Source organism: Streptomyces sp. YPW6 (genome assembly GCF_018866325.1).
GTDB lineage: Bacteria > Actinomycetota > Actinomycetes > Streptomycetales > Streptomycetaceae > Streptomyces.
The window spans coordinates 658,412-677,774 of record NZ_CP076457.1; the positions used below are offsets into that span (position 1 = coordinate 658,412).

General features: G+C 72.1%; 18 protein-coding genes. 1 reads left to right on the forward strand and 17 read right to left on the reverse strand.

The features are described from left to right. Positions 1–20 precede the first annotated feature (20 nt). From KME66_RS02960 to KME66_RS03040, 17 genes are all read right to left on the reverse strand, one after another. Positions 21–194, reverse strand: a complete 174-nt coding sequence (locus tag KME66_RS02960) for a DUF6126 family protein (RefSeq protein WP_216318586.1) — start codon at positions 192–194, stop codon at positions 21–23. A gap of 65 nt (positions 195–259) precedes the next feature. Further along, positions 260–868: a helix-turn-helix domain-containing protein gene (locus KME66_RS02965; protein ID WP_216318589.1), complete on the reverse strand. Its 609-nt coding sequence runs from the start codon at positions 866–868 to the stop codon at positions 260–262. A gap of 60 nt (positions 869–928) precedes the next feature. Beyond that, a complete protein-coding gene (locus KME66_RS02970; protein WP_216318592.1) occupies positions 929–2,326 on the reverse strand; it encodes an aspartate aminotransferase family protein in 1,398 nt (465 codons plus the stop codon). Further along, positions 2,323–3,342: an adenosyl-hopene transferase HpnH gene (gene hpnH, locus KME66_RS02975; RefSeq protein WP_073223844.1), complete on the reverse strand. Its 1,020-nt coding sequence runs from the start codon at positions 3,340–3,342 to the stop codon at positions 2,323–2,325. The genes KME66_RS02970 and hpnH overlap by 4 nt, the downstream gene beginning before the upstream one ends. 5 nt (positions 3,343–3,347) lie before the next feature. Next, positions 3,348–3,995 (reverse strand): 1-hydroxy-2-methyl-2-butenyl 4-diphosphate reductase, encoded by a 648-nt coding sequence (locus KME66_RS02980; RefSeq protein WP_216318595.1) that lies wholly within the window; start codon positions 3,993–3,995, stop codon positions 3,348–3,350. Continuing rightward, complete coding sequence (shc, locus tag KME66_RS02985; protein WP_216318598.1) at positions 3,995–5,995, reverse strand: squalene--hopene cyclase; 2,001 nt, start codon at positions 5,993–5,995, stop codon at positions 3,995–3,997. Before shc ends, KME66_RS02980 begins: the two co-directional genes overlap by 1 nt. Before the next feature lie 107 nt (positions 5,996–6,102). Next, positions 6,103–7,206, reverse strand: coding sequence for a polyprenyl synthetase family protein (locus tag KME66_RS02990; protein ID WP_178379052.1), 1,104 nt, complete (start codon positions 7,204–7,206; stop codon positions 6,103–6,105). Beyond that, positions 7,203–8,588 carry a hydroxysqualene dehydroxylase HpnE gene (gene hpnE, locus KME66_RS02995; RefSeq protein ID WP_216318601.1) on the reverse strand — a complete coding sequence of 462 codons (1,386 nt, stop codon included), beginning with the start codon at positions 8,586–8,588 and terminating at the stop codon, positions 7,203–7,205. The genes KME66_RS02990 and hpnE overlap by 4 nt, the downstream gene beginning before the upstream one ends. Positions 8,589–8,706: 118 nt before the next feature. Next, positions 8,707–9,648: a presqualene diphosphate synthase HpnD gene (hpnD, locus tag KME66_RS03000; protein WP_073223886.1), complete on the reverse strand. Its 942-nt coding sequence runs from the start codon at positions 9,646–9,648 to the stop codon at positions 8,707–8,709. A gap of 8 nt (positions 9,649–9,656) precedes the next feature. Next, positions 9,657–10,568, reverse strand: coding sequence for a squalene synthase HpnC (gene hpnC, locus KME66_RS03005; protein ID WP_216318604.1), 912 nt, complete (start codon positions 10,566–10,568; stop codon positions 9,657–9,659). A gap of 424 nt (positions 10,569–10,992) precedes the next feature. Beyond that, positions 10,993–11,778 (reverse strand): ABC transporter ATP-binding protein, encoded by a 786-nt coding sequence (locus KME66_RS03010; RefSeq protein WP_073226398.1) that lies wholly within the window; start codon positions 11,776–11,778, stop codon positions 10,993–10,995. Further along, a complete protein-coding gene (locus KME66_RS03015) occupies positions 11,771–12,700 on the reverse strand; it encodes an ABC transporter permease (protein WP_073226402.1) in 930 nt (309 codons plus the stop codon). Before KME66_RS03015 ends, KME66_RS03010 begins: the two co-directional genes overlap by 8 nt. Before the next feature lie 101 nt (positions 12,701–12,801). After that, on the reverse strand, positions 12,802–13,674 hold the full coding sequence (locus KME66_RS03020) for a glycosyltransferase (protein ID WP_178379124.1): 873 nt from the start codon (positions 13,672–13,674) through the stop codon (positions 12,802–12,804). A gap of 8 nt (positions 13,675–13,682) precedes the next feature. Beyond that, complete coding sequence (locus KME66_RS03025) at positions 13,683–14,462, reverse strand: CDP-alcohol phosphatidyltransferase family protein (protein WP_216318608.1); 780 nt, start codon at positions 14,460–14,462, stop codon at positions 13,683–13,685. After that, entirely contained in the window at positions 14,440–15,501 is a 1,062-nt protein-coding gene (locus KME66_RS03030) for an iron-containing alcohol dehydrogenase family protein (protein WP_073226412.1), read from the reverse strand. The genes KME66_RS03025 and KME66_RS03030 overlap by 23 nt, the downstream gene beginning before the upstream one ends. After that, the gene (locus KME66_RS03035; RefSeq protein WP_073226416.1) at positions 15,489–16,226 is read right to left on the reverse strand and encodes a sugar phosphate nucleotidyltransferase; all 738 of its coding nucleotides are present in this window, start codon (positions 16,224–16,226) and stop codon (positions 15,489–15,491) included. The genes KME66_RS03030 and KME66_RS03035 overlap by 13 nt, the downstream gene beginning before the upstream one ends. Beyond that, positions 16,223–17,977, reverse strand: coding sequence for a DUF5941 domain-containing protein (locus tag KME66_RS03040; RefSeq protein WP_216318610.1), 1,755 nt, complete (start codon positions 17,975–17,977; stop codon positions 16,223–16,225). The genes KME66_RS03035 and KME66_RS03040 overlap by 4 nt, the downstream gene beginning before the upstream one ends. A 327-nt stretch (positions 17,978–18,304) precedes the next feature. On the opposite strand from KME66_RS03040, the gene galE reads away from it, so the two are divergent. Continuing rightward, on the forward strand, positions 18,305–19,294 hold the full coding sequence (galE, locus tag KME66_RS03045) for a UDP-glucose 4-epimerase GalE (RefSeq protein WP_216318613.1): 990 nt from the start codon (positions 18,305–18,307) through the stop codon (positions 19,292–19,294). The last annotated feature ends 69 nt before the right edge of the window (positions 19,295–19,363 follow it).

The window sequence follows — 19,363 nt, forward strand, 5'->3', positions numbered from 1 at the left end:
GCTCGCCCCGGGGCGGCCGGTCACTTGCTCCCGGCCACCGCGAAGAGCAGGTAGAGGAAGGCCGCGATGATGTGGCCCGCCACCAGATAGGCGAAGAGCCGGATGATGACTCCGCGCGGCATCCGCTTCTCCTGCGGGTCCTCGTCCGCGCGGCGGCCGGGGCCCAGCGGGTCGTAGTGTTCGGAATCGGACATGACGGTCCTCTCGGTCGGCCTGGTGGCCGGTGGAGTGAAGGGGTGGGGCCGGCGGGGACGGCCGGTCAGCGCGGGTGCGGCCCACTGCCGAGGCAGATCTCGGCGGCCGGGCTCTGCAGGAGGGAATGGACGAAGAGCAGCTCCGCGCCGGAGCGGTCGACGGCGGCGATCCGGTGCGGGGTGAGCGAGTCGAAGTGGGCGCTGTCGCCGGGTTCGAGGTCGTGGACCGTGTCGCCGAGCCCGACCCGCAGCCGGCCCTCCAGGACGTACAGCCACTCCTCGCCGGGGTGCACCCGGACCAGGTCGCCCTGGGCCCCGTACGGGACGCGCACCCGCAGCGCCTGCATCGCACGGCCGGAGCCGCCCGCCTGCCGGTACATCCAGCCGTCGGCCTCCGCCCCCTCGAAGCCGCCGCCGCGGATGACCGCGTCCCGTTCGGGCGGCTGCTCACCGAGGAGCTCGGAGACCGTCGTACCGTAGATGCGGGCGAGCCCGAGCAGCATGGGCAGCGAGGGCTGTCTGCGGCCGGTCTCCAGCCGGGAGAGATGGGCCGGCGAGAGCCCGGCCCGCCGGGCCGCGGTCTCCAGGGTGAGACCACGGGCACGGCGCAGGTCGCGCAGGCGGGGGGCGACGCCGGGGAGCTCGTCCGGCGCCCCTTCGTCCGGAGGTTTCATGCCTCTATTGGGCCAGGATCTTTCCTCTGGGGCAATTTTCTTGCCTGAGAGGCAAACAGCTCAGCGGTTGGCCACGGCCTGCTTCACCAGTGTCCGGCCGAAGTCCCACATCAGGCCGCCGCCGCTGTGCGCCTCGTCCATGACGGCGGTGAACGCCGCCACGAAGCGGTCCACCTCCGCGTCCCCGATGACCAGTGGCGGGATCAGTTTGATCACTTCCAGGTGGTCGCCGGAGACCTGGGTGAGGATCCGGTGCTTCTGGAGCAGCGGGACCACGACCATCTGCGCGAAGAGGCCCTTCCGGGCCGCCTGGAGCATGGTCCAGCGGCTCCGGAGCTTCCACGAGGACGGCCGGCCGAACTCGATGCCGATCATCAGCCCCCGGCCGCGCACCTCGTGCAGCAGCTCGTAGCGGTCCACCAGGGCGGCCAGCCGCGCGCGCAGCAGGTCCCCGGTGCGCCGGGCGTTGGCCACGGTCTCCTCGTCCTCCATCACCGCCAGGACGGCGAGCCCGGCCGCCATCGCCTGCGCGTTGGAGCCGAAGCTCGCGGAGTGGACGAGGACCCGGTCCATGGAGGAGTAGACCTTGCGGAAGATCCAGTCCTTGCCGAGGGTCGCGCCGACGGGCACATAGCCGCCGGAGAGGGCCTTGGCCACGCACACGAGGTCGGGCTCCACCCCCTCCTCGTGCTGGTAGGCGTAGAAGTCGCCGGTACGGCCGAGGCCCGTCTGGACCTCGTCGGCGATCAGGAGCGCCCGGTGCCGGTGCAGCAGCTCCTGGGCCTCGCGCAGATAGCCGGGCGGCGCGGCGTGCACGCCCTTGCCCTGGATCGGCTCGACGACCAGGGCCGCGACGTCGCCCCGCTCCAGCTCACGGCGGAGCGCGTCGAGGTCGCCGAGCGGGACGGCCGTGTCGGGGAGCAGCGGGGCGAAGCCGTCGCGGAAGCCGCTCTCCCCGTTGACCGAGAGGGATCCCGTGGTGAGCCCGTGGAAGGCGTGGTCGCAGTAGAGGACCCGGGGCTTCCCGGTGGCGTACCGGGCGAACTTGAGCGCCGTCTCGACCGCCTCCGTGCCGCTGTTCCCGAAGAAGACGCGGTCCAGGTGAGGGCTGTGGGTCAGCAGCTTCTCGGCGAGCAGTCCGGGCAGCGGCTGGCAGTCGAAGCGGGTGAGGTCGGCGAGCTGGGCGTCGAGCACGTCGTGCAGGGCCTTGGCGACGACCGGATGGTGCCGGCCGAGCCCCATGACGCCGAACCCGGCCAGCATGTCGAGGTAGTCGTTGCCGTCCGAGTCCCAGAAGTACGCGCCCTCGGCCCGCTCGTAGACCTTGTCGAAGCCGATGGTGTGCAGCATGCGCGGCAGCTGGTGGTTCAGGTGGCGCGCATGGAGCTCGTACCGCTCGGCGCCGCGCTCGGCGAGGAGCCGTCCGAGGTCGAAGCCGCCCGGCCCGCCGTCCGTCACCGGTTGCCGCCCACGCTCTCCCGTGCCGCGCGCAGGGACTCCTTGAGGGATCCCATCGTGGCGAGCACCGCCGTGGGTTCGTAGCCGCAGTGCGCCATGCAGTTGGCGCAACGCGGGTCCTTGCCCCGGCCGTACTTCTCCCAGTCGGTCTCCTCGATGAGCTGACGGTACGTCGGTACGTAGCCGTCGCTCATCAGGTAGCAGGGGCGCTGCCAGCCGAAGAGGGAGTAGTTGGGGATCGCCCAGGCGGTGCACGGGAAGTCCGCCTTGCCCTCCAGGAAGTCCAGGAAGAGCGGCGAGTGGTTGAGCCGCCAGCGGGCCCGGTTCCCGCCCGCGAAGGCCTTCTTGAAGAGCTCGCGGGTCTGCTCCACGCCGAGGAAGTGCTCCTGGTCGGGAGCCTTCTCGTAGGCGTAGGCGGGCGAGATCATCATCTCGTCGACGTGCAGGTCGTCGTTGAGGTAGTTGAGGACCTCGATGACGGTCTGCGGGGTGTCGGTGTTGAAGAAGGTGGAGTTGGTGGTGACGCGGAAGCCGCGGCGCTTCGCTTCCTTCATCGCGGCGACGGCCTCGTCGAAGACGCCTTCCTTGGCGACCGACTCGTCGTGCCGCTCGCGCAGTCCGTCGATGTGCACGGCGAAGGCGAAGTACGGGGACGGGGTGAACTTGTCGAGCTTCTTCCGCATCAGCATCGCGTTGGTGCAGAGGAAGACGTACTTCTTCCGGGCGACGAGCTGGCGCACGATCTCGTCGATCTGCGGATGCATCAGCGGCTCGCCACCGGCGATGGACACCATGGGGGCCCCTGATTCGAGCACCGCGCCCACCGCCTGGGCGACCGGCATGCGCTGCTTCAGGACACCGGCCGGATGCTGGATCTTGCCGCATCCCTCGCAGGCGAGGTTGCAGGCGAACAACGGCTCCAGCTCGACGATCAGCGGGAACTTCTCACGCTTGCGGAGCTTCTGTTCGAAGAGATACGTCGCAACCTTGATGGACTGACGAAGCGGCATGGCCATCTGGCTCACCTCCTGGGGAGCAGTAACGATCGGTGCCATTCACAAAAGGCCGGAAGGACGGCACGAAGGACGCGGAACGCCGATATTCCACCGCGGACCGTGCCGATACGGACGAGCTCATGCTCTGGAGCGTCCACGACCACCCGGACGGCCGCAACCGGGCGTGGTCCGTGGCACAGGGCGGTACGCAGTGTCGCGGCGGACTCCATGTCGACGGCGATGGCCCCGCTCGCCCGCAGCTCGGCCCGCTCGGGACCGCGTACGACGTGGTCGGAGCCGGTGAGGGGGCCGGTGTGGACCCTGCGGCCGGGGAGCGCGCGGGTGAGGGCGGCCACCAGGACGCCGGTGCCCGTGCAGGGGGTGGTGCCGTCCGCGTCCCGGGTCTCCTCGGCGACGACGAGGTCCCCGGGGTGCATGCCCGGGGCGAGTCCGGCGCAGAAACCGGAGGCGATCACGGCGGCGTCGGGGACCCCGCCGGGGGCCAGCAGGCGTGCCACGGCCGCCTCCGCCGCCCGGGGCCCCATGCCGGTGCGCAGGACCCGGACCGGGCCCGGGGCGCCCCTGCCGCTGCGCAGCGCCACCTGCTCGATGCCCAGGGCGCAGGCGACCAGCAGCGGCGTCACGGGGCTCCCCGGCCCTCGCGGACCGCCCATCAGGCCCCCTCGGCGGCGCCCGCGCGGTCCGCGAACGGGTCTCCGTGGACGTAGCGCCCGAGTGCGGTGAGGGGGAAGACCTGGCGGTAGAGGTGGTAGTTGATCGAGAAGTCCCAGGGGAATCCGGTGCCGGTGAAATACGGCTCGTCCCAGGAGCCGTCGGCCTGCTGCGCCTCGGTCAGCCAGGTGACGCCCCGGGTCACGGAGGCGGTGTCCCGGCGGCCCGCGGCGAGGAGGGCCAGCAGTGCCCAGGCGGTCTGGGACGCGGTGGACTCACCGTGCCCGATCCACTTCTCCTCCTGGTAGGAGCGCAGATCCTCGCCCCAGCCGCCGTCGTCGTTCTGGACGGACTCCAGCCAGGCGACGGCCCGCCGGATCGCGGGGTGCCCCACGGGCAGTCCGGCGGTGACCAGGGCGGGCACCACGGACCCGGTGCCGTAGACGTAGTTGACGCCCCAGCGGCCGAACCAGGCGCCGCACGCCTCCTGTTCGGCGAGCAGCCACTCGATGCCCTCGCGGGTACGGGGGTGGCCGGCGAGCCCCTCGACGGCGAGCATCTCGACGACATGCCCGGTGACGTCGGCCGACGGGGGGTCGATGACCTCGCCGAAGTCGCAGAAGGGCAGCCGGTTGGGGAAGGGGCTGGTGTTGTCGGCGTCGAACGCGCCCCAGGCCCCGTTGCGGGACTGCATCCCGAGGTTCCAGCGGACCCCGCGGGCGATGGCGGCCTCCAGCCGTGCGGGGTCGGGGTGGCGCACCCGGCGCAGTGCCAGGACGACTTCGGCGGTGTCGTCGATGTCCGGGTAGTTGTCGTTGTGGAACTCGAACGCCCATCCTCCCGGGGCGAGTTCGGGCTTGCGGATCGACCAGTCGCCGGGCCGGGTGATCTCCTCGGCCAGCATCCAGTCGGCGGCCTTCACCAGGGCGGGGTGGTCGGGTCTCAGCCCGGCGTCGGCGAGGGCGATGGTGGCGAGGCAGGTGTCCCAGACGGGCGACTGGCAGGCCTCGATCATCCGGGCGCCGTCCTCGCGGTGGACGGCGAACCGGTCGAGCGAGGCCAGGCCGGCCTTCATCACCGGGTGGTCGAGGTCGTAGCCGAGGAGGTGCAGGGCGATGATCGAGTAGACGGCCGGGGGCTGGATCCCGCCCCAGCAGCCGTCGTTCTCCTGGCGTTCGATGATCCACCGGGCGGCCACGTTCATCGCGATGCGGCGCAGCGGGCGCGGGGCGACCTTGTGGTAGAGGTGCAGCCCCTTGTCGAGGCGCTGGAAGAGCCCGTCCCAACGGGTGGGCGGGGCAAGCTTCCTGGGCGGGTTGGGGCGGCCCGGGTCGGTGTGCAGCTCGTCCAGGGCGAAGGGCGCGGGGCGCACGGGGCGCTTCGCGGAGACGATGGTGAGCGGCACGATGGTCTGCCGGGCCCAGCAGCCGAAGTCGTAGATGTTGAGCGGGACCCACTTGGGGAAGAACATCAGCTCGGGCGGGAGTTCGGGGAGGTCGTCCCATTTCCACCAGCCGAACAGGGCCAGCCAGATGCGGGTGAAGACACGGGCGGCGGCGATGCCGCCCTGTTCCCGGATCCAGCCGGAGGCGCGGGCCATGTGCGGTTCGTCGGGTCGGTCCCCGGCCAGCCGCAGGGCGACGTACGCCTCGATCGTGGCGGAGAGGTCGCCGGGTCCGCCGTAGAAGGTGTTCCAGGTGCCGTCGCCGAGCTGTTCGCCGCGGATGAAGAGGGCGGCGGCCCGCGTGGTCCCGGGGTCCTGGATGCCGAGGAACTGGCGCAGGAGCAGGTCCTCGGCGTCCATCGTGACGTTGGTGGCGAGGTCTCCCTTCCACCAGCCCTGCTCGTCCTGTCTGCCGAGGAGGTGCTCCACGGAGCGTTCCGCGGCCCGCCGCGCGATGCCGGTGACATCGTCGGCGGCGGTTCTCGTGTCGGCCGGACCGGCGTCGGGGGCCCCGGCGATGTTCGCGGCCCCGGCCGATCCGTCGGTCGTCGCTGTCATGAGCTTCCCCTTACGTGCAGTCGGTTCTCTGCTGTGCTGGGGTCTCCGTCGGCCGGCGCCCCGGTGAGGGCGCCGGCCGGCGACTGCGAGTCATATGGAGAGAGTGGTCATCTCTTTCGTACCACCACGAAGTCGGCGAGCTCGGTGAGCTGCTCCCGCACCCGGTGGGGCATGTCGACGGCGTGCAGCGCCTCGATGGCGACCGCGTGCTGGCGCCGGGCTTCCCGGGCGGTCCACTCGCGGCCGCCCGCCTCCTCGATGAGCGCCGCACGGGCGGCGAACTCCTCTTCGGAGAAGCTGTCGAAGTCGTTGCTCTTGGCGTCGGCGGCGAGCAGTTCGCCGAGGCGCCGGGACGCCTCGCCGCCCGCGGCGAGCGCCGCGACGACCGGCAGGGACTTCTTGCGCTGGCGCAGGTCGCTCCAGGTCTGCTTGCCGGTGGACTCCGGGTCGCCCCAGATGCCGAGCAGGTCGTCGACGGCCTGGAAGGCGAGGCCGAGGTGGTAGCCGTACGCCTCCAGGGTGTCGGCGGTACGGTCGTCGGCGCCGCCGAGCACCGCGCCGATGGAGACGGCGCAGGCCAGCAGGGCGCCGGTCTTGTTGCCCTCCATCTCCAGGCACTCCTCGACGGTGACCCGCTCGCGGTGCTCGTAGGAGATGTCCTGGGCCTGCCCGTCGATGAGCTTGCGGGTGGCGGTGGTCAGCCGGCGGGCCGCGCGGCCCGCCTCGACCGTGCCGAGCTCCAGCAGCAGGTCGTAGGCGAGGGCGAAGAGCGCGTCACCGACCAGGATCGCCTGGGCGGGGCCGTGCACCTTCCACACGGTGTCGCGGTGGCGGCGCTGTTCGTCGCCGTCCATCAGGTCGTCGTGCAGCAGCGAGAAGTTGTGCACGAGTTCGACGGCCACGGCGCCGGGGATGCCGGCCTCGGCCGGGGCGCCCGCCGCCTCGGCGGACAGCAGGGCGAGCGCGGGGCGCACGGCCTTGCCGCCGTCGCCGTCCGAGGGCCGTCCCTCGGCGTCGATCCAGCCGAAGTGGTAGGCGGCGACGGTGTCCATGGGCGGCGCGAGCCGGTCCACGGCAGCCCGCAGGACCGGCGCTGACAGGGCTCGTCCGCGCTCCAGAAGCGCGGTGACGTCCGCGGTGTCGGCCACGGTGTCGAAAGCCGGATTCGCCGGGGTCACAGACTCTCCTCTTGTTCCGGTGGTACTGCTCATGCCGCCTCCATCAGCGGATGTCCTGGGGGGCGGCCGAGGTCGTGGAGGGCCGCGTCGGCGGCGGCGGCGCCGCTGCGCACGGCACCCTCCATCGTCGCGGGCCAGCCGGTGTCGGTCCAGGCTCCGGCCAGCTGGAGGCCGGGCAGCCGGGTGCGGGGGCCGGGGCGCAGCCGCCCGACGCCCGGGGCGGGGGCGAAGGTGGCGGTGCGCTCCCGGGTGACGAAGAAGTCGCGGATGCCCGCACCGCGGGCGGCGGGCAGGAGGCGCTCCAGCTCGGGCAGGTAGCGGGAGCGCAGTTCGGCGACGGGAAGGTCGATCTCGGCCTGGGCGGCCGACTGCGAGACGGCCAGATACTGCCCGGGGCCCGTCAGGCCCGAGGAGTGGGTGCGGTCGAAGACCCACTGGACCGGGGAGCCGATCGCGGCGAAGAACGGCCTGCGCAGCACTGTGCGGTCGTAGACGACGTGGACGTTGAGGATGGGGGCGCATGCGATGTCGAGCAGCAGGGCCGGTTCGTCCAGCGCGCCCGCGGGCAGCAGTGCGTGGGTCTCGGTCTGCGGCACGGCCAGCACGACGGTGTCGGCGGTGATCCGCTCCCCCGCGCTCTCGACGCTCCAGCGACCGTCCTCGGTGCGGGTGAGGGAGCCGGCCTTGGCGCGCAGCTCGGTGCGGACGCCCGCGGTGTCCAGGGCCTTGCGGGCGAGAGTGTCGTGCAGGTCGCCGAGCGGGACGCCGGCCCAGCCGATGTCGGCGGCGCCGGGGTCGGAGAGCAGGCCGGTCTTGAACACCTTCGCCGCGAGCGCCATCGAGGCGTCCGGGGCGGTGGCGTTGAGGGTGGCGACGCCGACGAGATCCCACAGGGCCTCGATGGCACGCTCGGACTGGCCGTGCCGGCGCAGCCAGGTGGCGAAGTCGGTCCGGTCCAGCTCGGGGTCGGCGGGGTCCAGGCGGCCGAGCGCCAGGGCGGCCCGGCCCACGGCCGCCTTCTCGGCGAGCGAGAGGTGCGGATAGGCGGCGAGGCCGCCCGCCAGGTGCAGCGGTACGGGCAGGGCGGTGCGGCGGATCCGTCCCAGGCGCGGCCCGGCGGCCCGGCCGACGTCCAGCACGGGCACGTCGAGGCGGTCCTGGAGCGGGGCCAGGTGGGCGGCGTCGATGCGGTCGAGGAACCAGCGGTAGCCGGTACAGCAGCGCAGGTAGACGTGCTGGCCGTTGTCGACGGTGAGGTCGCCGCGCTGGAAGGAGAAGGCGAGGCCGCCGAGGCGGGGCCGGCCTTCCAGGAGGGTCACGTCGAGTCCGGCGTCGGCGAGGCGGAGCGCCGCCGTCACTCCGGCGAGGCCACCGCCGACGACGACGCCGACGGGGCGCGGGCTGTCGTCGCTCATGCCTGCCCCTCCCGCCGGGTCGTGGCCGTACGCCGGGTCCTCACCCTGCAGATCGTCGCAGTGGGTGACGCGGCGGGCCACCGGAGGGTTGCCTCGGCGCCGGCGCCGCACGGCCGCATCAGGCCCGCCCCCGGGTGGTGAGCCGCGTGACGTGGCGGGCGTCCAGACCGGACAGGCCGCGCACCGCGACGTAGGCCTTCTCGTGACCGGGCAGGGAGACGCGGCCGCGCAGGACGGCTTCGGGGTCGCGCTCGATCCGGTCGAGGAGGCGGCGGTAGATCCCGGCCATCGCGGCGACGCAGGCGCCGCTGCGGCGGTCGAGCATCGGCAGCAGCCGGTAGCCCTCGGCGAACAGGGCGCGGGCGCGGCGGACCTCGAAGTGGACGAGGCCGGCGAAGTCGGCGCCGGGGGGCGGGGTGGTCCGGTGGAACCCTGCCGAGCAGCCGAACTTGGCCAGGTCGTCGGCGGGGAGGTAGGTGCGCCCGTTGCCCGCGTCCTCGCGGACGTCGCGCAGGATGTTGGTGAGCTGGAGGGCGAGGCCGAGGGTGTCGGCGTACTCCGCGGCGCGCTCGGCCCCGCGGGCGCCCGGCGCGGTGCCGAAGACGCCGAGGCTGAGGCGCCCGATGGCTCCCGCGACACATCGGCAGTAGGCCTTGAGGTCGTCCCAGGTCTCGTAGGTCGCACCCCGCACGTCCATCAGGACGCCGTCGATCAGCTCGTCGAGTCCGCCGAGCGGGAGCGGGAAGCGGCGGGCGGCGTCGGCGAGCGCGACGGCCACCGGGTCGGTGTCGTCCTCCTCGACCTTGCCGTGCCGGACCCGGTCCAGCAGCTCGCGGGTGCTCTCCAGCCGAGTCCGCTTGGTGCCGGCGTCCAGTTCTCCGTCGCCGATGTCGTCGACCCGACGGGAGAAGGCGTACAGCGCCGACATGGCCTGCCGCTTCTCGTACGGCAGCAGCCTGATGCCGTAGGCGAAGTTGCGGGCCTGCTGTCCGGTGACCGCTTCGCAGTAACGGTATGCGGCCTGCACCGGCGGCGACATGTACGTCGTCTGTCCCTCCACGGTCCGGCTCACCTCTCTCCACGTGCTCTTCGCAAGACGGTTCCCACTTCACGCAGCAGGCTGGGCTTGGTGGCCCTGGGCGGTCCGGGCAGGACGTCGAACCCGGCGGCCGCGATCGCCGTGAGCGCGCTGCGGCCGCCCCCGACGAATCCGGCGAGGAGCAGTTTCAGCCTGCCGTCGACGCTGCCCACCAGCGGGGGGCCCGCGTCCAGCAGGTCGCTCGCGCGCTGGGCCTCGTACGCGATCAGGGCGCGGACGGAGGCTCCGGCGGAGGGCGCGGCCAGGTCGGCTTCGGTGACCCGGAAGCGTTCCATGTCCTCGGCGGGGAGATAGATCCGGTCGCGTGCCAGGTCCTCGGCGACGTCCTGGAGGTGCTCGACGATCTGGAGTGCGGTGCAGACCGCGTCGGAGCGGCGGACACGTTCGGGGCTGGTGGTGCCGGTGAGGGCGAGGACCAGGCGGCCGACGGGGTTCGCGGAGAGCTCGCAGTAGGCGGCGAGCTCGGCGTAGGTGCCGTAGCGGCGGACCTTCTGGTCCTGGCGGTTCGCCTCGATCAGGCCGAGGAAGGGGTCGGGGGTGAGCGCGCGGCGCCGCACGGTGGGGCGCAGGTCGCGCAGCAGGGGGTGGCGCGGCTCCTCGCCGGTGGTGGCGAAGACCCGGCGGAGGTCGGTCTCCAGCGCGTCGAGCAGGGCGAGGCGGTCGTCGCCCTGCTCCGGCTCCAGGCCGAGGCTGCGGGCGTCCCCGCCGCCGGGGGCGAGGTCGCCGTCGCCGATGTCGTCGACGAGCCGGGCGAATCCGTAGACCGCCATCAGGTCGCCGCGCCAGGCGCGGGGCAGGAAGAAGGGAGCCACGGGGAAGTTCTCGTCCGCGGCCTTGCCGAGGGTAGCGTCGCCGGTGTGCGCCGCAGGGGTCGGGGTCACTGGGGACCGCCCGGCGCGGGGACGGCGAAACCACGTCGGAGCTGGAGATCTTCCGTCATTGCCGTCACATCTCCCGTTCTACACTGCTGACCCAAAACAACCCTTTTCGGACACGCCGCTCAGTCTTCCGAGTGCACTGCGGCAGAGCGTCGGTGCCGCGGCGTATCGCCCTACTTGCCATGAATCAGCACCGCTCCAGCTTACGTCGTACAGCCCACCGCGGATCGGCGGGGTGGAGCGCCCGCCTCCACGCCCCGGCCGTCCCCGTCAACCTTCCCCGGGCCCGGCTGACTTGACGTCATCCGCCGGGAGGAGATCGCCCCCCGGGCCGCTACTGCGGAGGGTCTGCCCGGCGTCAGGCACCGCGTGGCCCCCGTCGGACGGATCCGGCGGGGGCCACGCGGTGACCGGTCAGGTCCTGGGGTTACTTCCCCGTCTCGCGCTCGTAGGCCTTGAGGACCTCCTCGGTGGGGCCGTCCATGAGCAGCTCGCCCTTCTCCAGCCAGAGCGCACGGTCGCAGGTGTCCCTGATCGACTTGTTGTTGTGGCTGACCAGGAACACCGTTCCCGCCTCCTTGCGCAGCTCGCGGATCCGCTCCTCGGAGCGGACGCGGAACTTGCGGTCACCGGTGGCCAGCGCCTCGTCGATCATGAGGACGTCGTGGTTCTTGGCCGCGGCGATCGAGAAGCGCAGCCGGGCCGCCATGCCGGAGGAGTAGGTCCGCATCGGCAGGGTGATGAAGTCGCCCTTCTCGTTGATCCCGGAGAAGTCGACGATCTCCTGGTAGCGCGAGCGGATCTCGGCCTGGGTCATCCCCATGGCCAGACCGCCCAGCACCACGTTGCGCTCGCCGGTGAGGTCGCTCATCAGGGCCGCGTTCACGCCGAGCAGCGAGGGCTGGCCGTCGGTGTAGACATGGCCGGATTCGGTCGGCAGCAGTCCCGCGATGGCCCGCAGCAGGGTCGACTTGCCGGAGCCGTTGGTGCCGATGAGGCCGATGGCCTCGCCGCGGTAGGCGGTGAAGGAGACACCGCGTACGGCGTGCACCTTCCGGACGCCGCGCGGCTCCCCCTTGCCGCGCCGCACCATGCGGCTCAGCGCGGCCGTCGCGCTGCCCCGGCCGCCGCCCGTGCCGTTGACTCGGTACACGATGTGCACGTCGTCGGCGATCACCGTGGGGATGCGCCCCTGCGCGTTGTCGTCAGCCACGGCCGTACCGCTCCTCCGCCTTCCAGAAGTACACGAATCCCACGACGCCCAGCAGCACCGCCCAGCCCAGGCCGACGGCCCAGACGTGGTCGGGGAGGTTCTCGGAGCCGTACCCGTCGATCATGGCGAAGCGGACCAGGTCCATGTAGATCGCCGCCGGGTTGTACTGGAGCACGTCCGCGATCCACTGCGGCTTGTCCTTCAGCATCACCGGGATGGAGAACATGACGCCCGAGGCGTACATCCAGGTGCGCATGACGAAGGGCATCAGCTGGGCGAGGTCGGGGGTCTTGGCGCCGAGCCGCGCCATGACGAGGGCCAGGCCGGTGTTGAAGACGAACTGGAGCAGCAGGGCCGGGATCACCAGGAGCCACGACAGCGAGGGGTAGCTGCCGAAGATCACGGCGACCGCGACCAGCACGATCATCGAGAAGAGCAGCTGCTGGAGCTGCTGGAGCGAGAAGGAGATGGGCAGCGAGGCCCGGGGGAAGTGGAGGGCCCGGACCAGGCCGAGGTTGCCGGAGATCGACCGGACACCCGCCATCACCGAGCTCTGGGTGAAGGTGAAGACGAAGACGCCGGTGACCAGGAACGGCACGAAGACGTCGTGGGGAATCCCCTCCCTGGTCCCCAGGATCAGGCCGAAGATCAGGTAATAGACACAGGCGTTCAGCAGGGGCGTGACCACTTGCCACAGCTGGCCGAGCTTGGCCTGGCTGTACTGGGCGGTCAGCTTCGCGCGGGAGAAGGCCAGGATGAAGTGGCGTCGGCCCCAGAGCTGTCGCATGTACGCGAACAGCCCCGGCCGGGCCCCGCTCACGGTCAGGCCGTACTTGGCAGCCAGCTGGGCCGCGTCGAGGCCCTCGTCGGCGGACGGCGGGGTCCCGAGGGCCACCCCACCGTCGTGGGTCGTGTCACTCACAAGTTGAAACTCTCGTCTTCACGCGCAGCCAGTCGCGGGCGCGGCTCAGGCGGACAGGTTCCGGAAAGAAAATACGCCTCATGCTCTCAGAGGAAAGCGTCTCAGATGACCGGAGGTCGGCCCAGCCTCGTCAGCCGCCACACCGTACGCCACTTCATCGGACGCCGGGTTCCGCAAGGCGCCGTCCATCCCTCCCGGAATCCGCCGAACCATGCCGCGAGCGCCGGTCGGGACGGGCGCCTGACCAGGGTCAGCAGCAGCCAGACCCCCGTGTAGAGGGGGACCAGCGGGGCGGGCAGGTTCCGGCGGGCGAGCCAGACCCGGTTGCGGGCGACCATACGGTGGTAGACCGCGTGCCGGGAAGGGGCGGTGGTGGGGTGGTTCAGCACCATGTCGGCCCGGTAGTCGATCATCCAGCCCGCGTCCAGCGCCCGCCAGGCGAGGTCCGTCTCCTCGTGGGCGTAGAAGAAGTCCTCGGGCAGCGGGCCGACCTCGGCGATGACCTTGGTGCGTACGGCGTTGGCACCGCCGAGGAACGTCGTGACGCGCGAGGAGCGCATCGGGTCGGCGGCCCGCAGCCGGGGCACGTGCCGCCGCTGGGTGACGCCGGTGTCCGGGTCGGCGATGCGGAAGGTGACGATCCCGAGCCTCGGGTCCGCCTCGAAGGCCTGCCGGCACAGCTCGGCGGTGTCCCGGTTCGGGAGCAGCCCGTCGTCGTCCAGGAAGAGGAGCGCGTCCACGTCCGCCCCGCAGGGGCCGAACGCCTCGATGCCGACGTTGCGGCCGCCGGGGATGCCCAGGTTCTCGGGCAGTTCCACCGTGCGCACCCCGGCGGGCACGTCGGGGACCGGGGCGCCGTTGCCGACGACCACGACCTCGATCCGGTCACCGTGCTGGGCGGTGACCGAATCGAGGAGGGCGCGGAGCTCGTCCGGGCGGTTGCCCATGGTGATGATCACCGCGCCCAGTTTCAGGGGAGGGGTCACTTCAGCCTGCTGGACGCCAGGACGGACACCAGGTGCAGCAGGGTCTGCAGCAGCGCGATGCCGGCCATGACCGCCACGGTCAGGCGGGTGTAGAAGAGGTCGCCCCCGATCGCGTCCACGACGGCGACCACGAGGATCACCAGGGATGCCTCGATGCCGAGGATCAGCCGGTGGAACTTGAGCGCGGCGGCGGCCTTGCGGGCCAGCGCCATCCCGGAGGAGCGCGGCTCGGAGGCCGCTTCCTTCACCGGGGGCAGCCCGCCCTGGTGACGGGCCACTCCCACCAGGTCCGTCTCGGCCTTGATCAGGATCGCGCCGAGCGCGGCGAGCGTCCCGAGGAACGCCCAGAGCCAGTCGGTCCGGCCCTCGCCCCAGATGTCGGCGGCCCGCAGGCCGAGGCCCACCAGCACCGCCGCGTCGCACAGATAGGCGGCGACCCGGTCCAGGTAGACCCCGCTGAGGGAGTACTGCTTCTTCCAGCGGGCCAGCTCGCCGTCCACGCAGTCGAAGAGCAGGTAGAGCTGGACCATCACGACGCCGAGCACGGCGCCCCAGACGCCCGGCACCAGCAGCGCCGGGGCGGCCAGGGCTCCGGCCAGCGTCATGACGTACGTGACCTGGTTCGGCGTGACGCGGGTGTTGACCAGGTAGCGGTCCACGCGCAGCGAGACCTCGCGCATGTACATGCGCCCGGCCCAGTGCTCGCCGCTTCGCCGGTCCTTCACCCCCGGGGGGTGCACGACCGGGCGGAGTTCAGCTACGGATGGTCGTCGCATAGTCGGCGTACGCGTCCCTGATCTGGTCGGTGGACAGGTTGAGGTGCTCCAGGACCGTGAAGCGTCCCGGACGCGTCTGCGGCGCGTAGTCGACGGCCTCGACGAACTCGTCGACGCTGAACCCGATCTCCTCCGGCAGGACCGGCAGACCGTGGCGGCGCAGTATCGATGCCATCAGGAGGGACTCCTGGCGGGCACCGCGCAGATGCATGGCGAAACAGGCGCCGAGGCCGACCTGTTCGCCGTGGCTGGCCGCGCGCTGGGGGTGGAGCAGGTCGAAGGCGTGGTTGATCTCGTGGCAGGCGCCGGACGCCGGACGCGAGTCGCCCGCGACCGACATCGAGATGCCCGTCAGCACGAGCCCCTCGGCGAGCACCTTGAGGAAGGCGTCGTCGCCGACGCCGCCCGGGTGGCGCAGCACGGCCTCGCCGGCCTGGCGGGCCATCGCGGCCGCGAGCCCGTCGATCTCCTCGCCGTTGACCTCGTGGGCCAGCTCCCAGTCGGCGACGCAGGAGATGTTCGAGATCGCGTCACCGATGCCGGAGCGGACGTAACGGGCGGGCGCCTCACGGATCACATCGAGGTCGATGACCACGGCGATCGGGGTGGGGACCCCGTAGGAGCCGCGCCCGTTGTCGTTGTCCAGGGTGGCGACCGGCGAGCACAGGCCGTCGTGCGAGAGGTTCGTCGCGACGGCGACCAGGGGCAGCCCGACCCGCGCCGCGGCGTACTTGGCCACGTCGATGATCTTGCCGCCGCCGAGGCCCACCACGGCGTCGTACCGGTTGCCCTTGATGCCGTCGGCGAGCCTCACCGCGGAGTCGATCGTGCCGTCGGAGACCGGATACCAGTCGGCGCCCGGCAGGACCGGGGCGAGCCGCTCCTTCAGGGCGCGCCCGGAGCCGTCGCTGATCGCGATGGCGAGCTTGCCCGAGGAGGAGATCCGCTGATCGGCCAGGAGACCCGCCAGATCGTCCATGGCGCCGCGTCGGATGTCGACGACGACCGGGGACGGAATGAGCCGGGTCAGTACTGGCACGCGATCTCCCGGCCCTTCTTCAGGTCGTCGTGGTTGTCGATCTCGACCCAGGTCACGGTGCCGATGGGGGCCACGTCGACGGTGAAGCCGCGGTTCACGAGCTCCTGGTAGCCGTCCTCGTAGTAGAGGTCGGGGTCGCGCTCGAAGGTGGTCTTCAGCGCGTCCGCCAGCTCCTCGGCGGCCTCGCCCTCGATCAGGGTGACGCCGATGTACTCACCGGTCGCGGTGGCCGGGTCCATCAGCTTGGTGATGCGCTGGACGCCCTTGCCCTCCTCGGTGATGACCTTCATCTCCTCGTCGGCGAGCACCTTCTCGGTGTCCAGGGCGAGGATGATCTTCTGGCCCTTGCCGCGGGCGTCCAGGAGGGTCTTCTCGACGGAGACCGGGTGCACGGTGTCGCCGTTGGCGAGGATCACACCGCGCTTGATGACGTCACGGGCGCACCACAGGGAGTAGGCGTTGTTCCACTCCTCGGCCTTGTCGTTGTCGATCAGCGTGAGGCTGAGGCCGTAGGTCGCCTCCAGCTCGGCCTTGCGGGCGTAGACGGCTTCCTTGCGGTAGCCGACGACGATCGCGACCTCGGTGAGTCCGACCTCGGCGAAGTTGGCCAGCGTGAGGTCGAGGACCGTCTTGTCGCCGTCGACAGGGACGAGCGCCTTGGGGAGCGTGTCCGTGTAGGGGCGCAGACGTCGTCCTGCACCGGCTGCCAGTACGAGGCCGATCATGCGAGTTCTCCTTCGTCGTGTACGGCGGGCGCCGAGGAGGACACCCAGAAGCGGATGGACTCCACGAGCACCACCAGAGCCACGGCGACCGCGAGTGCGGTCAGGGCCGTGGTGAAACCTGAGGTGTGGGTGAGTACGGCGGCGAGGACGGCCACCAGCGCGGTACGGCCCTCGTGCCCACCGATCGTCCGCACCAGCCACTGGGGCGGCGCGCCGGTGCCTCCGCGGATGCGGTACACCGTGTCGTAGTGATGGTAGGCGACGGCCGAGACGAGCCCGAAGGCCGCCGGAACGGCGTGCGGGACGTCGCTGCGGGCCGCCAGGACGAGGATCGTCACGTACTCCCCCGCCCGGAAGAACGGCGGCACCAGCCAGTCGAGCGCGCCCGTGAGCGGGCGGGCGACGGCGAGGCCGGAGAGGACGACGTACACCGCGGCCGCGGCGACGGTGAGCAGGCTGCCGTACGGGAGGAGGAGAGCGCAGCCGATCATGGCGAGCGTCCCGAGCAGGGCCACGACCGGGGCCGTGAACGCCCCCCGGAGTCCGGGGGCGACGGCGGCCACGCCCTGGGCGAGGGGGCCGGAGTCGGCGAGGTCCGCAAGCGCCCGGGCGGCGCGGTCGGTGCGCTCGGCGCGGCGGGTCAGCGAACGCAGCAGGCGGCCCGCCGTGGTGTAGCAGGCGGCGAGCGCGCAGCCGACGAGCAGGGCGTAGAAGACGATACGGGGGGTGGTGAGCGCGGTGAGCACCGCGATCATGGCCCAGCGCTCGCCGATCGGCAGCACGATCATCCGGCGCGCCCAGACCGTCCAGCCGACGCTGTCGAGCTTGTCGGAGAGGGCGGCGGTGGGGCTGGTGTTGGGGACCGCGTCGTGGTTGGCCTCGTTGAACGAGAAGTCCACGACATGGCGGCAGGACTGGAGGATCATCGCGCCGAGCGCGAGCACCCACACGTCGTCGCCGCCGCGCACGGCGCCGAGGGCGAGGCCGGCGTAGTAGGCGTACTCCTTGGCCCGGTCGAAGGTGGCGTCCAGCCAGGCGCCCATCGTGGAGTACTGGAGTGAGTAGCGGGCGAGCTGCCCGTCGGTGCAGTCCAGCACGAAGGAGACCAGCAGCAGGATCCCGGCGGCGACGTAGCCGCCGCGGGTTCCGGTGGCCGCCGCGCCCGCCGCGACGAGCGCGGTGATCAGGGAGGCGGTGGTGACCTGGTTCGGGGTGAGGCCCCGGCGGGCGCACCAGCGGGCGAGGTAGCGCGAGTACGGGCTGATGGCGAAGGTGGTGAAGAAGCCGTCGTGGGCCTTCACCGCGCTGCGCAGCCGGATCGCCTCGTCGTCGACCGCGTCGCGGGCGCTCTCGGCGTCCGCCCGCGCTCCGGCGTCGGTGGGAACGGTGGCGGTGAGCGAGCCCAGTTCGGGGCGCTTGACGGCGGTGCCCTCGGCTTCCAGGGCCACGGCGATCCGGCCGGGGACGGTGCGGTCCTCCGGTGCCGGGTCGGTGTCCGGAGCGACGACGGGGGCGCCGGCGCCGACGGCGGCCGTGGTGCGCCGGAGCGCGCGCAGCAGGGCGCCGCGCGCCTCGGGCCGGGCGGTGAGCGCACCGGGCACGGTCGCGGCGGCGAAGCGCGGGTCGGTCAGTCCGAGCCGCAGTGCGTGGACGTGGCCGACGAACCGCGGATCGACGAGGGCGACCCGGCGGCCGGCCGGAACGGCGGCGAGCAGGGCCGCGGCGTCACCGGCGTCGGCGGCACTCTGCACGTCGAAGCCCAGGGAGCGCAGGTCGTCCGCGAGCGACGACCCGGGTACCGGCGTACCGGTGAGGATGGCGGTCGACAGACGAACTCACTCCTTGGCACTGACGTGGACGACACACGGGGGCACCGCCACATGGCGGGCCGGCGGCGTGTCGGCTGAGGCTATCGGATGAACGGAAGACCGAGTTCACCACCCGTTTGTGCGCCGTTCGGGTGGGCCTGCGCCGTCGGGCGCCGTTCGCGATCATCATCATCGATCGGGGGCCCGGCCCACAAACCCGTGGGGCGGGCGGCGGGAACGCCGTGCGGGCAGGCGCTTAGGCTGGCGGTCATGACATGGCTGATCACAGGTGGGGCGGGTTACATCGGGGCACACGTGGCGCGGGCCATGGTCGCGGCGGGCGAGCGGGTCGTGGTGCTGGACGACCGTTCCAGCGGCGTCACCGAGCGGCTGCCCGAGGCCGTCACGCTGGTGGAGGGCTCCGCCTCCGACCGGGCCCTGCTGGACCGGGTGCTGGCCGGTCACGCGGTGAGCGGTGTGGTGCACCTCGCGGCGAAGAAGCAGGTCGGCGAGTCCGTGGAGAAGCCGCTGCTGTACTACCGGGAGAACGTCGCGGGACTGGCGGTCCTGCTGGAGGCCGTGGTCGCGGCGGGGGTGCGGCGCTTCCTCTTCTCGTCCTCGGCGGCCGTCTACGGCGTACCGGACGTGGATCTCATCACGGAGGAGACGCCCTGCAACCCCATCAACCCGTACGGCGAGACGAAGCTCACCGGTGAGTGGCTGGTGCGGGCCGCCGGCAAGGCGCACGGGCTCTCGACCGCCTGCCTGCGGTACTTCAACGTGGCGGGCGCGGCCGCTCCGGAGCTCGCGGACACCGGGGTCTTCAACATCGTGCCGATGATGTTCGAGCGGCTGACGCACGGCGAGGCCCCCCGGATCTTCGGCGACGACTACCCGACACCGGACGGCACCTGCATCCGCGACTACATCCACGTCGCCGATCTGGCGGAGGCGCACCTCGCGGTCGCGCGGCGGCTGGACGAGACGGGCGCGGGCGATCTGACGCTGAACGTGGGCCGGGGCGAGGGCGTCTCGGTGCGGGAGCTCGCCGACGTGATCGGCGAGGTGACGGGGAGCGACCTGAAGCCGGTGGTCGAGCCGCGCCGGGCCGGCGACGCGCCGAAGGCGGTGGCGTCGGCCGCGCGGATCACCGGGGAGCTGGGCTGGACGGCCCGGCGGGGTGTGCGCGAGATGGTCGAGTCGGCCTGGGCGGGCTGGTGCCTGCACCACCCCGGGGCCCGCGCGCCGCGGCGCCCCTGACCGTCTCCGCGAGGCGGGTGTCCGATCGTGTCGCCCCGCTGACCTGCGGAACGTTTCCGCAGGTCAGAG